Below are 14,125 nucleotides of genomic sequence, written 5' to 3'. Positions count from 1 at the left end.
GATTCGAAGCTCGCCGCCGCGCTCATGGGCATCCAGGCCATCAAGGGCGTCGAGGTGGGCGACGGATTCCGCACGGCCGCGCGGCGCGGATCCGAGGCGCACGACGAGATCGAGTACGGCCAAGACGGCGTCCGGCGTCGCACCAACCGCGCGGGCGGCGTCGAAGGTGGCATGACGAACGGCGAGCCGCTGCGTGTCCGTGCCGCGATGAAGCCCATCAGCACGGTTCCCCGGGCGCTCGACACGATCGACACCGCGACGGGGGAGGCGGCCAAGGCCATCCACCAGCGGTCGGACGTCTGCGCGGTCGCGCCCGCCGCGGTGGTCGCGCAGGCGATGGTCGCCCTCACGTTGGCCGATGCGCTGCTCGAGAAGTTCGGGGGTGACTCGGTGGCCGAGGTGCGCCGCAACATCGACGCCTACGTCGCGTCGATCCCGGACCACCTGCGCTGATGGCGCACGGCGGTTTGGCACCCAGGGCCGTCCTCATCGGCCCGCCCGGCTCCGGAAAGTCCACCGTCGCGAAGGCCCTGGCTCGCCTGTGGGCCGTCGAGCGGCGCGACACCGACTCGGACATCGAGGAGCGCGCCGGCAAGCCCATCGCCGAGATCTTCGTCGACGACGGTGAGGCTCGATTCCGTGAGCTCGAACGCGACGCCGTGGGGAGCGCGCTCACGGAGCATGGCGGCGTCCTCGCCCTGGGCGGCGGAGCCATCCTCGCGCCCGAGACGCAGCAGCGGCTCGAGGCGTACGCGGCGTCCGGCGGGACGGTGGTCTTTCTCGACGTCACCCTCGCGGCAGCCGCGCCGCGCGTGGGGCTCAACACCTCACGGCCCTTGCTGATGGGCAACCCCCGACGTCAGTGGCTCGACCTCATGGCGGCCCGCCGCCCGATCTACGAGCGCCTCGCCACCGTCACCGTCCTCACCGACAAGACCAGCCCCACGCAGGTGGCCGCGCAGATCGACGCCGCCATTCACGTCGCCGGCTAGCCAGTCGACTCACTGAAGGAGATCGCATGTCCGAGGCCCGTCGCATCGAGGTCCGCACGGCATCGCCGTACGCGGTGACCGTCGGTTCCGACCTGCTGCCGGAGGTGGCGGCCTCCGTTCCCGAAACCGCCACGCGCGTGCTGATCGTCTCGGCAGCGCCGCTGCGCGAGAGGGTCGCTCGTCTGCAGGAACTGCTCGACGCGCGCGGATTGACGGTGGTCATCGCCGAGGTCCCGGACGCCGAGCAGGGCAAGACCGCCGAGGTGCTCGCCTTCTGCTGGCAGGTGCTGGGCAAGTCCGACTTCACCCGCACCGACGTGGTGATCGGCCTGGGCGGGGGAGCGGTGACGGATCTGGCCGGCTTCGTGGCCGCCACCTGGCTCCGTGGCGTCGCGGTCATCCAGGTCCCCACCACACTCCTCGCCATGGTGGACGCCGCCGTGGGCGGCAAGACGGGCATCAACACCACCGAGGGCAAGAACCTCGTGGGCGCCTTCCACGAGCCGCTCTCGGTGTGGTGCGATGTCGACACCCTCGACACCCTCCCGCGCCACGACCTGGTGGCAGGCCTCGCCGAGGTGGTCAAGTGCGGCTTCATCCGCGACGGTGAGATCCTGCGGATCGTCGAGGACAACATCGTCCACCTGCGGGCGGACGATGCGCAGACGGGTTCGCGCGCGGATGTCCAGGCGAGCGCCCCGGGCCTCGATGATGCCACCCGGATGGTCCTCGTCGAGCTCATCGCGCGCGCCGTCCAGGTGAAGGCCGAGGTGGTCGCGGCCGACCTCAAGGAGTCCTTCCTGCGCGAGATTCTGAATTACGGCCACACCTTCGCGCATGCGATCGAGTACACGGAGCGCTACCAGTGGCGCCATGGCGCCGCGGTTTCCGTGGGCATGGTCTATGCCGCGGAGCTCGCCCACCTCGCCGGCAGGCTCAGCGAGGAGGACGTGCAGCGGCATCGGAGCATCCTCAGCGGGCTCGGCCTGCCCACCTCCTACCCGGGCCATCGCTGGGACGCCCTCCAGACCGCGATGCGCCGCGACAAGAAGTCCCGGGGCGACATGCTCCGGTTCGTCATCCTCGCAGGGATCGGCAACCCGATCCGCCTCGAGGGTCCGGACCCGGCCCTGGTCCAGGGCGCCTACGCCGCCGTGTCCGACTGACGCCGTGCATCGTCCCGCAGTGCATCGTGCCGCCGCGCGCCACACCCGGCCCGCCGCATCGTCCCCGCTAACCTGAGCCCATGAACGTCCTGGTGGTCAACGGTCCCAACCTGCGCCGTCTCGGCACGCGCGAGCCCGAGAAGTACGGCACCACCACGCACGAGGAACTCGCCGCGCTGGTCACCGCGTGGGGCGCGGACGCCGGGCTTGATGTCGAGGTGCGCCAATCCGACGACGAGGCGGACCTGGTCCACTGGATGCACGAGGCTGTGGACTCGGGTGCCCACGTGATCCTCAATCCGGCCGCGTTCACGCACTACTCGTACGCCCTGCGGGATGCCTGCGCGCTGGTCACCGCCGCGGGCCTGACGCTGGTCGAGGTCCACCTCACCAACCCCCAGGCGCGTGAGGAGTTCCGCCACACCAGCGTGATCTCCGGAGTCGCCACCGGCACCATCGCGGGACTGGGGATCGACTCGTACCGGCTGGCGCTCGAAGCCGTCGCCCGGCGCGTCGGCTAGAATCGTCTGCGGACTTCTTCCGCACATCAGCAATCTCAAGGACGTAACCCCGTGGCGACTTCGAACGACATCAAGAACGGCTCCGTGCTCAACCTCGACGGCAACCTGTGGTCCGTCATCGAGTTCCAGCACGTGAAGCCCGGCAAGGGCGGCGCGTTCGTCCGCACCAAGATGAAGAACGTGCTCACCGGCAAGGTGGTCGACAAGACCTTCAACGCCGGCACCAAGGTCGAGTTCGAGACGGTCGACCGCCGCGACATGCAGTACCTGTACAACGACGGCACGTCCTACATCTTCATGGATCCCACCACGTTCGACCAGATCCCGGTCTCGACCGCGGTCATGGGCGACGCCACGGACTTCCTGCTCGAGAACGAATCGGCCACCATCGGCTCGCACAACGGCAACCCGATCTTCCTCGAGCTGCCCGCATCGGTGGTCCTCGAGGTCACGTACACGGAGCCCGGCCTGCAGGGCGACCGTTCGTCGGGGGGCACCAAGCCCGCGACGCTCGAGACCGGCAAGGAGATCCAGGTGCCGCTGTTCCTCGAGGCCGGCACCAAGGTCAAGGTCAACACCGCGTCCGGGGATTACCTCGGCCGCGTCAACGACTAGTGGCCGCTCGCACCAAGGCCCGCAAGCGCGCGCTCGACGTCCTGTTCGAGGCCGATCAGCGAGGCGCCAACGTGCTCGCCGTGCTCGACGAGCGGCTGGTGCTGTCCGGGCGGGAGACCCCGCTTCCCGAGTACTCCGCACAGATCGTGCGCGGCGTGGTCGCGTGGTGGCGCGAGATCGACGCGATCATCCAGGATGCGTCGCCCGAGTGGCAGATCCGTCGCATGCCCGCGGTGGATCGCGCCCTGCTGCGCATCGCCGCCTGGGAGATCCTGTGCAACGACGAGGTCTCGACCGGCACCGCGATCGACGAGGCCGTGACGCTTGCGAGCGACCTCTCGACCGACGATTCGCCGGCGTTCATCAACGGCGTGCTCGGCACGATCGCGCGGGAGGCGCCGGCGCTGAAGTCCGCGGACTCCTGACCGCCTCAAGGACCCGCACGGTCCTGTAGGGTGACTACCGATCGACATCCTTTAAGGACCGTCCAGAGAGGCGGGGAAGGAGGTCGCCAGGTGACTGGCACCATCATGGGCGCGCCCGACATCGCGCGCGCACTCACCCGAATCGCCCACGAGATCGTGGAGCGCAACGACGGCGCCGAGGACATCGTCCTCCTGGGCATCCCCACCCGCGGGCTGCCTCTCGCGCATCGTCTCGCCGACCGGATCGCCCACGTCGAACCGAGCTTCGACGCGGAGAACAGCTGCGGCGCCCTCGACATCACCATGTACCGGGACGATCTGTTCAAGAACCCCACGCGCACCATCGGCGTGACCTCGGTACCGCAGGGCGGCATCGACGGGCGCGTCGTGGTCCTGGTGGACGACGTCTTCCACACGGGGCGCACCATCCGGGCCGCGCTCGACGCGATCCGAGACATCGGGCGCCCGCGCTCGGTGCAGCTGGCGGCGCTCGTGGACCGTGGCCACCGCGAGCTGCCCATCCGGGCGGACTTCGTGGGCAAGAACATCCCCACCTCCCGCAGCGAGCGCGTGGACGTGCGCCTCGAGGAGGTCGACGGCGAGGACGCCGTCATCCTGCGGAAGGGACCGTGACGATGCGCCACCTCCTGTCCACCCAGGACCTGTCCCGCGAGGACGCGATCCTCATCCTCGACACCTCCGCGCAGATGGCCGCCACCCAGGAGCGCGAGGTGCGCAAGCTCCCGACGCTGCGTGGCAAGACCGTGGTCAACCTGTTCTTCGAGGACTCGACGCGCACCCGCATCTCCTTCGAGGCCGCCGCCAAGCGCCTCAGCGCGGACGTCATCAACTTCTCCGCCAAGGGCTCGAGCGTGTCCAAGGGCGAGAGCCTCAAGGACACCGCGCTGACGCTCCAGGCGATGGGGGCCGATGCGGTGGTGGTCCGCCACTGGGCGTCCGGCGCGGCCGACAGGCTGGCGACGTCCGGGTGGATGCACGGCAGCGTCCTCAACGCCGGCGACGGCACCCATCAGCACCCTACGCAGGGGCTGCTCGACGCCTTCACCATGCGTCGCCACCTGGTGGCGGACCCCGCGGGAGCGGACCTGGCCGGCCTCACCGTGGCGATCGTGGGCGACGTGCTCCACAGCCGCGTGGCGCGCTCAAACGTGTATCTGCTCCACACCCTGGGCGCGCGGGTGGTCCTGGTCGCCCCGCCCACGCTGGTGCCCATCGGCATCGAGCCGTGGCCATGCGAGGTGGTGCACACGCTCGACCAGGCGATCGAGTCCTACGACATCGACGCCCTGATGATGCTGCGGGTCCAGCGGGAGCGCATGGGCGGGGGAGGGGCGGCGTACTTCCCCAGCACCGAGGAGTACTCGCGCCTGTACGGCCTCGACGGCGACCGCATGCGGCGCCTGCCGGACCACGCGATCATCATGCATCCCGGCCCCATGAACCGGGGCCTCGAGATCTCGGCCGAGGCCGCCGATTCGCCCCGCTCCGTGATCGTGGAGCAGGTCGCGAACGGCGTCGCCGTCCGCATGGCCGCCCTGTACCTGCTGCTTGCCGGAGAGGAGGGCGACCAGTGAGCCGCCCCATCGTCATCGAGAACGCGTCCCTGTTCGGGGATACCGTCGCCAGCCTGCTCATCGAGGACGGCGTGATCACAGCCGTGTCGACCGGCACGCTCGAGGCACCCGCGGACGCGGTGCGCATCGACGCGACCGGCCTGGTGGCACTGCCCGGCCTGGTGGACCTCCACACCCACCTGCGCGAGCCCGGCCGCGAGGACGCGGAGACCATCGAGACCGGCTCCCGCTCGGCGGCCCGCGGCGGCTTCACGGCCGTCCACGCGATGGCCAACACCACCCCTGTTGCGGACACGGCGGGCGTGGTCGAGCAGGTGTGGAGCCGCGGCCGCGAGGTGGGCCTGGTGGATGTCTACCCGGTGGGTGCCGTCACGGTGGGCCTGGGTGGCACGCAGCTGGCCGAGATGGGCGCCATGGCCAACTCCAAGGCGCGCGTGCGGGTGTTCTCCGACGACGGCAAGTGCGTCCACGACCCGGTCATCATGCGCCGCGCTCTCGAGTACGCCAAGACCTTCGACGGCGTGATCTCGCAGCACGCCCAGGACCCTCGCCTCACCGAGGGCGCGCAGATGCATGAGGGCGTCGTGAGCGCCGAGCTCGGGCTCGCCGGCTGGCCCGCCGTGGCCGAGGAGTCGATCATCGCGCGCGACGTGCTGCTCGCGGGCCACGTGGGCGCTCGCCTCAACGTCTGCCACCTGTCGACCGCCGGCTCGGTCGAGATCGTGCGGTGGGCGAAGGCGCGGGGCATCGACGTCACCGCTGAGGCGATGCCGCATCACCTGCTCCTCACCGACGAATCCGTGCGCGGCTACGACCCTCTTTTCAAGGTCAACCCGCCGCTGCGGACGCAGGCGGACGTGGACGCCGTCCGTGCCGGCCTCGCGGACGGCACCATTGACATCGTCGCTACCGACCACGCGCCCCACCCGGATGAGGACAAGGACTGCGAGTGGGCCGCCGCGGCCATGGGCATGATCGGCCTCGAGACCGCCGTGGGCATCGTCCAGAAGACCATGGTCGACACCGGCCTGATGACGTGGCGCGACGTCGCCTACCGGATGTCCGCCCTGCCGGCGCGCATCGGCCGCGTGGAGCACGAGCATGGGGGAGCGCTGACCGAGGGCGAGCCGGCCCACATCACGCTCATCGACCCTGCGGACCCGTGGGTGGTGGAGCCCACCGCGAGCGCCAGCCGCTCCAACAACTCTCCCTTCGGCGGCATCGAGCTGCCGGGCCGCGTGGTGGCCACCCTGCTGCGAGGCGTCCCCACCCATCTCGATCCCCGCTTCGAAGGAGCGTTCGCGTGACCGACGACACCCGCGCCGTCCTCGTCCTCGAGGACGGCCAGACCTTCGAGGGCCGCGCATACGGCGCCACGGGCGAGACGCTCGGCGAGATCGTCTTCAACACCGGCATGACCGGCTACCAGGAGACGCTCACCGACCCGAGCTATCACAGGCAGATCGTGGTGATGACGGCCCCGCACATCGGCAACACCGGCGTGAACGACGAGGACGACGAGTCCCGCCGCATCTGGGTGGCCGGCTACGTGGTCCGCGACCCCGCCCGCCGGCCGTCGAACTGGCGCGCGAAGCGTAGCCTCGACGAGGACCTGGTCTCCCAGGGCGTGGTGGGCATCTCCGGCATCGACACCCGCCAGCTCACCCGGGTGCTGCGCAGCGCCGGCGTGATGCGCGCCGGCATCTTCTCCGGCGACGCCCTGGGTGAGGACGATGCGCTGCACGGCTTCGAGTCGCTGCTGGCCCGGGTGCGGGCGTCCGCCCCGATGAAGGGCGCCCACCTCGCGGACGAGGTGTCCGTCTCCGAGCCCTACGAGGTGGCGGCTCACGGCGACCAGGCCGCCCACGTGGTCGCGGTGGACCTGGGCATCAAGGCAATGACCCCGGAGCAGATGGCGCAGCGCGGCATCCGCGTGACCGTGGTGCCGTCGACCTCCACGGCCGAGCAGATCCTCGCCTACGAACCCGACGGGGTGTTCTTCTCCAACGGCCCCGGCGACCCGGCCGCCGCTGAGCGCGCCGTCGACACACTGCGCGCGGTCCTCGACGCGAAGGTGCCGTTCTTCGGCATCTGCTTCGGCAACCAGATCCTGGGCCGCGCACTCGGCTACGGCACCTACAAGCTGGCGTTCGGACACCGCGGGATCAACCAGCCCGTGATGGACCGCACCACCGGCAAGGTCGAGATCACCGCGCACAACCACGGCTTCGCCGTGGACGCGCCGCTGGACGGCGAGAGCGAGTCCCCGCAGGGCTACGGCCGCGTCAAGGTCAGCCACGTGTGCCTCAACGACAACGTGGTGGAGGGCCTCGAGTGCCTCGACATCCCCGCGTTCTCGGTCCAGTACCACCCGGAGGCGGCGGCGGGTCCGCATGACGCCTCGTACCTCTTCGACCGCTTCCTCGACCTCATGAAGGGCGACCGCTGAGCATGCCCAAGCGCGACGACATCTCCTCCGTCCTGGTGATCGGCTCCGGCCCGATCGTGATCGGCCAGGCCTGCGAGTTCGACTACTCCGGGACCCAGGCATGCAGGGTGCTCAAGGCCGAGGGCATCCGCGTCATCCTCATCAACTCGAACCCCGCGACCATCATGACGGACCCGGAGTTCGCCGACGCCACGTACATCGAGCCCATCACCACCGAGGTCATCGAGCGGATCATCGAGAAGGAGCGTCCCGACGCGCTGCTGCCCACCCTGGGCGGCCAGACGGCACTCAACGCCGCGATCGCGGTGGCCGAGGCCGGCGTGCTCGACAGGTACGACGTCGAGCTGATCGGCGCCAACCTCGAGGCCATCAACCTGGGGGAGAACCGGGAGTTGTTCAAGGGCGTGGTGGAGCGCTGCGGCGCCGACTCGGCCGCATCGGTGATCTGCCACACGATGGACGAGTGTGTCGCCGCTGCCGAGCAGCTGAACTATCCGGTGGTGGTGCGCCCGTCCTTCACGATGGGCGGGCTGGGTTCCGGCTTCGCGTACGACGAGTCCGACCTTCGGCGCATCGCGGGCGCCGGGCTCCACTATTCGCCCACCACGGAGGTGCTGCTCGAGGAGTCGATCCTGGGGTGGAAGGAGTTCGAGCTCGAGCTCATGCGCGACAAGCACGACAACGTGGTGGTGGTCTGCTCGATCGAGAACGTGGACCCGGTGGGGGTCCACACCGGCGACTCGGTGACCGTGGCGCCCGCGCTGACGCTCACCGACCGCGAGTACCAGCGGATGCGCGACGTGGGCATCGCCATCATCCGCGAGGTGGGCGTCGACACGGGCGGCTGCAACGTGCAGTTCGCGGTCGAGCCCGAGACGGGCCGCCTCATCGTGATCGAGATGAACCCGCGCGTGTCGCGCTCCTCGGCGCTGGCGTCCAAGGCGACGGGCTTCCCGATCGCGAAGATCGCGGCGCGCCTCGCGATCGGCTACACGCTCGACGAGATCCCCAACGACATCACCGGATCCACGCCGGCGAGCTTCGAGCCTACGCTCGACTACATCGTGGTCAAGGTGCCTCGGTTCGCGTTCGAGAAGTTCCCGGCCGCCGATCCGGTGCTGACCACCACCATGAAGTCGGTGGGCGAGGCGATGAGCCTGGGCCGCAGCTTCACCGAGGCCCTGGGCAAGGCGCTGCGCTCGATCGACAAGAAGGGCATGAACCTTCACTGGAACGGCCCCGTGCCGTCGGGAGAGGCTCTTGACGCGCTCCTCGAGGAGATCGCCGTCCCCACCGAGAAGCGCTTCATCCAGGTTCAGCAGGCGCTGCGCGCCGTCGAGGCGGGGGAGATCGACCTCGACGCCGTCTACCAGGCGTGCAGGGTGGACCCCTGGTTCCTCGACCAGATCCTGCTGATGAACGAGGTCGCGACGCGCGTGGCGCGAGCCAAGGACATCACCGCGGAGTTGCTGCGCGAGGCGAAGTCGCACGGCCTCGCCGACCAGCAGATCGCGGACCTGCGCGGCCTCACGGTGGGCGACATCTACCGCCTGCGTGCCGCGCTCGGCGTCCAGCCGGTCTACAAGACCGTCGACACCTGCGCCGCCGAGTTCGAGGCTCGCACGCCGTACCACTACAGCACGTACGACCGCGAGGACGAGATCCAGCCTCGCGACCGTGAGGCGATCATCATCCTGGGCTCCGGGCCCAACCGCATCGGTCAGGGCATCGAGTTCGACTACTCGTGCGTGCACGCCGCCCTCACGCTCAAGGACCGCTACGAGACCGTGATGGTCAACTGCAACCCCGAGACCGTCTCCACCGACTACGACACGGCCAACCGCCTGTACTTCGAGCCGCTCACGTTCGAGGACGTGATGGCCGTCTACCAGGCGGAACTGGCCGCCGGGCCGGTGAAGGGGATGCTGGTCCAGCTGGGCGGACAGACCCCGCTGAGCCTCGCCCAGCGACTGGCCGATGCGGGCGTGCCGATCCTGGGCACGTCGCCCGAGGCCATCGACAACGCCGAGGACCGCGCCGCGTTCGGTCGCGTGCTCGACCAGGCGGGCCTGCCCGCGCCGGCCTACGGCACGGCTCACGGCATCGACCAAGCGGTCGAGATCGCGGAGCGCATCGGCTATCCCGTGCTGGTGCGTCCCTCGTACGTGCTGGGCGGCCGCGGCATGGAGATCGTGTATTCGCGTGAGCAGATGCTCGACTACGGCACCCGGATGGCGGACGTCGGAGACCACGCCACGGATGCCCCCCTGCTGGTGGACCGATTCCTCGACGACGCGATCGAGATCGACGTGGACGCGCTCTACGACGGCGAGCAGCTCTTCCTCGGCGGCGTGATGGAGCACATCGAGGAGGCCGGCATCCACTCGGGCGACTCCGCCTGCGTGCTGCCGCCCGTGACGCTGTCGAAGAGCGAGCTCGAGCGCATTCGTGTGTCCACCGAGGCTCTCGCCCGCGGCATCGGCGTGCGGGGACTCATGAACGTCCAGTACGCGCTGGTCTCGGACATCCTCTACGTGCTCGAGGCCAACCCGCGCGCCTCCCGTACCGTGCCGTTCGTCGCCAAGGCGACGGGGGTGCCGCTCGCCAAGGCGGCCTCCGAGCTCATGGCGGGCCGGTCCATCGCCGAGCTCAAGGCCGCGGGGATCCTGCCCGAGCGGGACGCCGCCACCATCGACATGACGCAGCGGATGGCCGTCAAGGAGGCCGTGCTGCCCTTCAAGCGCTTCCGCACCCACGAAGGGATCGCCGTCGATTCGGTGCTCGGCCCCGAGATGCGCTCGACGGGCGAGGTGATGGGCTTCGACGAGACCTTCCCGCTGGCGTTCGCCAAGTCGCAGGCCGCGGCCTTCGGCGGCCTCCCCACCGGGGGGACGGCGTTCGTCTCCACCGCGGACCGCGACAAGCGTCAGATCACCTTCCCGGTGGCGATCCTCCACCAGCTCGGGTTCGAGATCCTGGCGACCGAGGGCACCTCCCAGGTGCTCGCACGCAACGGGATCCCGTCCACGGTGGTGCGCAAGCACTCCGAGGGTCGCGGCCCGAACGGCGAGCCCACCATCGTCGACCTCATCCACGAGGACAAGGTCAGCCTGGTCATCAACACCCCGTCGGGGCAGGGTGCGCGCGCGGACGGCTACGAGATCCGGGCGGCGGCGACGGCGGCGGACATCGCGATCATCACCACCACGCAGCAGCTCTCCGCGGCCGTGCTGGCGATCGAGGCGCTCCAGTCGGGACCCTTCGACGTGCTCAGCCTCCAGGATGCCGCCGCGCGTCGCTGACGCGACCCAGCAGCAACTCAACATCGCAGGTAGAGTTGTCAATGGTCGCTCGGCGAGCGGCCGCAGGAGGAGGTAGGGGATGGCATTCGGTGCCCGGCTCGCGGCCGCGATGGACCAGTACGGTCCGCTGTGCGTCGGCATCGACCCGCACCCCGAGCTGCTCGCCCTGTGGGGGATGCCGGACACGGCGCAGTCGCTGGGCGAGTTCGGAGAGACCGTGCTCGAGGCGAGCGCGGGAGCGTGCGCGGCGGTCAAGCCGAACGCGGCATTCTTCGAGCGCCACGGCTCGGCGGGCATGGCCGCGCTTGAGCACGTGCTGCGCCGGGCACGTGAGCTGGACCTGCTCACCATCCTCGATGCCAAGCGCGGCGACATCGGCTCCACCATGGAGGGCTACGCGGACGCCTACCTCGCGGTGGGCGTACCTCTCGAGGCCGATGCGATCACCCTGTCGCCGTACCTGGGCTTCGGGTCCCTCGCGCCCGCGTTCGAACTCGCGAAGGCCAATGGCAAGGGCGTCTTCGTGCTCGCGCTCACCTCGAACCCCGAGGGGGCGTCAGTGCAGCACGCCATCACGCCTGACGGCCGTGCCGTCGCGGCGGTGGTCGCCGACGAGGCGGCCGCGCTCAACAGCGGTGCCATTCCGATGGGAGACGTGGGCCTCGTGGTCGGCGCCACCGTCGGTGACGCGGTGCAGCGTCTCGGCATCGATCTCGACCGGGTCAACGGTCCCCTCCTCTCCCCGGGCGTCGGGGCACAGGGGGCGGGACCAGCGGAGTTGTCCCTGGTCTTCGGGAACGCGCGCAGTCGCGTCCTCGTCAATCAATCGAGGGGCGTGCTCAAGGCAGGCCCGTTCGTCGAGAAGCTGCGCGGAGCCGTCACCCAGGCGTCCGCGGCGGCGCAGTCCATCCTGCGTTAGGCAGGTCGAGCGGAAGGGAGCGGCCATGGCCACCCCGGAACTTACCGACGAGCAGCGCGCAGCGGCGCTGGTCAAGGCCACTGCAGTGCGCTCCGCGCGCCGCGTTTTCAAGGAGGAGCTGTCGCGAGGCGAGATGAGCCTCGCGGAGGCGATCCGTCGAGCCAAGGCGGACGAGGCGCTGGCGGGCATCCGCGTGCGCGACCTGCTGCAGTGTCTGCCGGGCATCGGCCCCAAGCGCGCCCAGCTGGTGATGGAGGACATCGGCATCTCCCTCGCCCGTAGGATCCGTGGCCTCGGCCAGCACCAGGTGGACGCTCTCATCGAACGCGAGCGCCGGTGAGTCGACTCATCGTCCTTGCCGGCCCCACCGCGGTCGGCAAGGGCACGGTGGTGCGCGCGTTGCGCGACATGGCGCCCGAGGTCTACGTCTCGGTGTCCGCCACCACCCGGGCCGCGCGCCCGGGCGAGGTCGACGGCGTCCACTACCACTTCATCGGCCCGGAGGAGTTCGACCGTCGCGTGGCGGCGGGGGACTTTCTCGAATGGGCCGTGGTCCACGGCCAGAACCGCTACGGCACCCTGCGGGGGCCCGTCGATGAGCGACTCGCGACCGGCGAGCCCGTGCTCCTGGAGATCGACCTGCAAGGTGCGCGCCAGGTGAAGGCGTCCATGCCGGACGCGCACTTCGTGTTCCTGTCGCCCCCGTCCTGGGACGAACTCGTGAACCGACTCGTGGGCCGCGGGACCGAGGATCAGGAGGAGCGGGAGCGCCGGCTCGCCACCGCCAGGCAGGAGATGGCGGCCGCCGAGGAGTTCGACCAGATCATCGTGAACGACACCGTGGAGCGCGCCGCGGCGGAGCTCCTCTCTGTGGTCCGCGCGAGCGGGTAGACTGTCGCGAGTCTTTGCAACGTAAGAGGAGTGATTGTGGCCGGAACTGTCGCCAACCCCGAGGGCATCACCAACCCGCCGATCGATGAGCTGCTCGCCAAGGTCGACTCGAAGTACGCGCTGGTGATCTACGCCTCGAAGCGCGCCCGCCAGATCAACTCGTACTACGAGGCTCTGGGCGAGGGTCACTTCGAGAACGTGGGCCCGCTGGTCGAGGCGGACACCACGGACAAGCCGCTGTCGGTGGCGCTCCGCGAGCTCAACCAGGGTGACCTCCTGGTCCTCGGCGACTCCGCCGAGTAGCGCATGCGCGTCCTCCTGGGCGTGACCGGCGGGGTGGCGGCCTACAAGGTCGCCATCGTGCTGCGCCGCCTCAAGGAGGATGGGCACGCCGTCCGCGTCATCCCCACGCGCGCGTCTCTCGAGTTCGTCGGGCGCGCCACGTGGGAGGCGCTGTCGGGACTCCCGGCGACCTCCGACACCTTCGAGAACGTCCCCGCGGTGGAGCACGTGCGGCTCGGCCAGCAGGCCGATGTGGTGCTGGTGGCGCCCGCGACTGCCGACTTCCTGGCTCAGCTCGCTCACGGCGAGGCGCGGGACCTGCTGGGCAACGCGCTGCTCGCTACCCGCGCGCCGGTGGTGCTCGCGCCCGCGATGCACACCGAGATGTGGGAGAAGGCCGCCACTCGCGACAACGTGGCGACCCTGCGGGGGCGTGGCTTCACGGTGATCGAGCCCGCCGTGGGGCGCCTGACCGGTCCCGACTCGGGCCCCGGGCGCCTTCCCGAGCCCGAGGATCTGGTCGCGGCCCTCTATGCCGTCGCAGACGATGCCGTGCCGGCCGCCGCCCGCGCGCCGGGAGGCGCGTGGGGCGACCTGGCGGGCCTGCGCATCGTCATCTCGGCGGGAGGCACCCGTGAGCCCATCGACGCGGTGCGCTTCCTGGGCAACCGCTCGACAGGCATGCAGGGCTTCGCGCTCGCCGAGGCCGCCCGCGAGCGCGGGGCCGCGGTGACCGTTGTCGCCGCCAACGTCGAACTGCCGTTGGGCGAGGGCATCGCCCGCGTCGACGTGGAGACCACCGCGCAGCTCGCCGATGCGGTGCGTGCGGCGGCGGCGAGCGCCGACGTGGTGGTGATGGCCGCCGCCGTCGCCGACTTCCGGCCGCGCGACGTCGCCGAGACCAAGATCAAGAAGGACGGCTCGGGAGCGATGGCGCTGGAGCTGGTCGAGACCGAGGACGTCCTGGC

16 protein-coding genes are annotated in these 14,125 nt (G+C 70.2%); all 16 read left to right on the top strand.

The genetic code is table 11. The annotated features are described in order from the left end of the window. Nucleotides 1–453: chorismate synthase (locus Q0L54_RS06485; protein WP_296666364.1), on the top strand; the 453-nt coding region annotated here is incomplete at its 5' end. Next, nucleotides 453–992 carry a shikimate kinase gene (locus Q0L54_RS06480; RefSeq protein ID WP_296666363.1) on the top strand — a complete coding sequence of 180 codons (540 nt, stop codon included), beginning with the start codon at nt 453–455 and terminating at the stop codon, nt 990–992. The genes Q0L54_RS06485 and Q0L54_RS06480, both read left to right, overlap by 1 nt. 26 nt (nt 993–1,018) lie before the next feature. After that, the gene (aroB, locus tag Q0L54_RS06475) at nt 1,019–2,158 is read left to right on the top strand and encodes a 3-dehydroquinate synthase (protein ID WP_296666362.1); all 1,140 of its coding nucleotides are present in this window, start codon (nt 1,019–1,021) and stop codon (nt 2,156–2,158) included. An 80-nt stretch (nt 2,159–2,238) separates the two neighbouring features. Further along, entirely contained in the window at nt 2,239–2,679 is a 441-nt protein-coding gene (gene aroQ, locus Q0L54_RS06470) for a type II 3-dehydroquinate dehydratase (protein ID WP_296666361.1), read from the top strand. Nucleotides 2,680–2,730: 51 nt separating this feature from the next. After that, nucleotides 2,731–3,294, top strand: coding sequence for an elongation factor P (gene efp / locus Q0L54_RS06465; protein WP_296666359.1), 564 nt, complete (start codon nt 2,731–2,733; stop codon nt 3,292–3,294). Further along, on the top strand, nt 3,294–3,719 hold the full coding sequence (nusB, locus tag Q0L54_RS06460) for a transcription antitermination factor NusB (protein WP_296666358.1): 426 nt from the start codon (nt 3,294–3,296) through the stop codon (nt 3,717–3,719). The genes efp and nusB overlap by 1 nt, the downstream gene beginning before the upstream one ends. A 105-nt stretch (nt 3,720–3,824) precedes the next feature. Then, on the top strand, nt 3,825–4,352 hold the full coding sequence (gene pyrR, locus Q0L54_RS06455; RefSeq protein ID WP_296666365.1) for a bifunctional pyr operon transcriptional regulator/uracil phosphoribosyltransferase PyrR: 528 nt from the start codon (nt 3,825–3,827) through the stop codon (nt 4,350–4,352). A 2-nt stretch (nt 4,353–4,354) separates the two neighbouring features. Next, nucleotides 4,355–5,314, top strand: a complete 960-nt coding sequence (locus tag Q0L54_RS06450; protein WP_296666357.1) for an aspartate carbamoyltransferase catalytic subunit — start codon at nt 4,355–4,357, stop codon at nt 5,312–5,314. Then, nucleotides 5,311–6,621: a dihydroorotase gene (locus Q0L54_RS06445; protein ID WP_296666355.1), complete on the top strand. Its 1,311-nt coding sequence runs from the start codon at nt 5,311–5,313 to the stop codon at nt 6,619–6,621. The genes Q0L54_RS06450 and Q0L54_RS06445 overlap by 4 nt, the downstream gene beginning before the upstream one ends. Beyond that, nucleotides 6,618–7,763, top strand: coding sequence for a glutamine-hydrolyzing carbamoyl-phosphate synthase small subunit (carA, locus tag Q0L54_RS06440; RefSeq protein WP_296666354.1), 1,146 nt, complete (start codon nt 6,618–6,620; stop codon nt 7,761–7,763). Before Q0L54_RS06445 ends, carA begins: the two co-directional genes overlap by 4 nt. 2 nt (nt 7,764–7,765) lie before the next feature. Then, the gene (gene carB / locus Q0L54_RS06435) at nt 7,766–11,065 is read left to right on the top strand and encodes a carbamoyl-phosphate synthase large subunit (RefSeq protein WP_296666352.1); all 3,300 of its coding nucleotides are present in this window, start codon (nt 7,766–7,768) and stop codon (nt 11,063–11,065) included. A 79-nt stretch (nt 11,066–11,144) separates the two neighbouring features. Continuing rightward, on the top strand, nt 11,145–11,984 hold the full coding sequence (pyrF, locus tag Q0L54_RS06430) for an orotidine-5'-phosphate decarboxylase (RefSeq protein WP_296666351.1): 840 nt from the start codon (nt 11,145–11,147) through the stop codon (nt 11,982–11,984). A 25-nt stretch (nt 11,985–12,009) separates the two neighbouring features. Continuing rightward, nucleotides 12,010–12,324: an integration host factor, actinobacterial type gene (gene mihF / locus Q0L54_RS06425; protein WP_296666349.1), complete on the top strand. Its 315-nt coding sequence runs from the start codon at nt 12,010–12,012 to the stop codon at nt 12,322–12,324. Then, nucleotides 12,321–12,875 carry a guanylate kinase gene (gmk, locus tag Q0L54_RS06420; protein WP_296666348.1) on the top strand — a complete coding sequence of 185 codons (555 nt, stop codon included), beginning with the start codon at nt 12,321–12,323 and terminating at the stop codon, nt 12,873–12,875. Before mihF ends, gmk begins: the two co-directional genes overlap by 4 nt. 36 nt (nt 12,876–12,911) lie before the next feature. Beyond that, nucleotides 12,912–13,178 (top strand): DNA-directed RNA polymerase subunit omega, encoded by a 267-nt coding sequence (gene rpoZ / locus Q0L54_RS06415; protein ID WP_296666346.1) that lies wholly within the window; start codon nt 12,912–12,914, stop codon nt 13,176–13,178. Nucleotides 13,179–13,181: 3 nt separating this feature from the next. Beyond that, on the top strand, nt 13,182–14,125 hold a 944-nt coding region (gene coaBC, locus Q0L54_RS06410; protein WP_296666345.1), incomplete at its 3' end, for a bifunctional phosphopantothenoylcysteine decarboxylase/phosphopantothenate--cysteine ligase CoaBC.

This window comes from Demequina sp. (assembly GCF_024642165.1).
Classification (GTDB): Bacteria; Actinomycetota; Actinomycetes; order Actinomycetales; family Demequinaceae; genus Demequina.
This window is presented reverse-complemented; position numbering and strand designations above follow the sequence as displayed.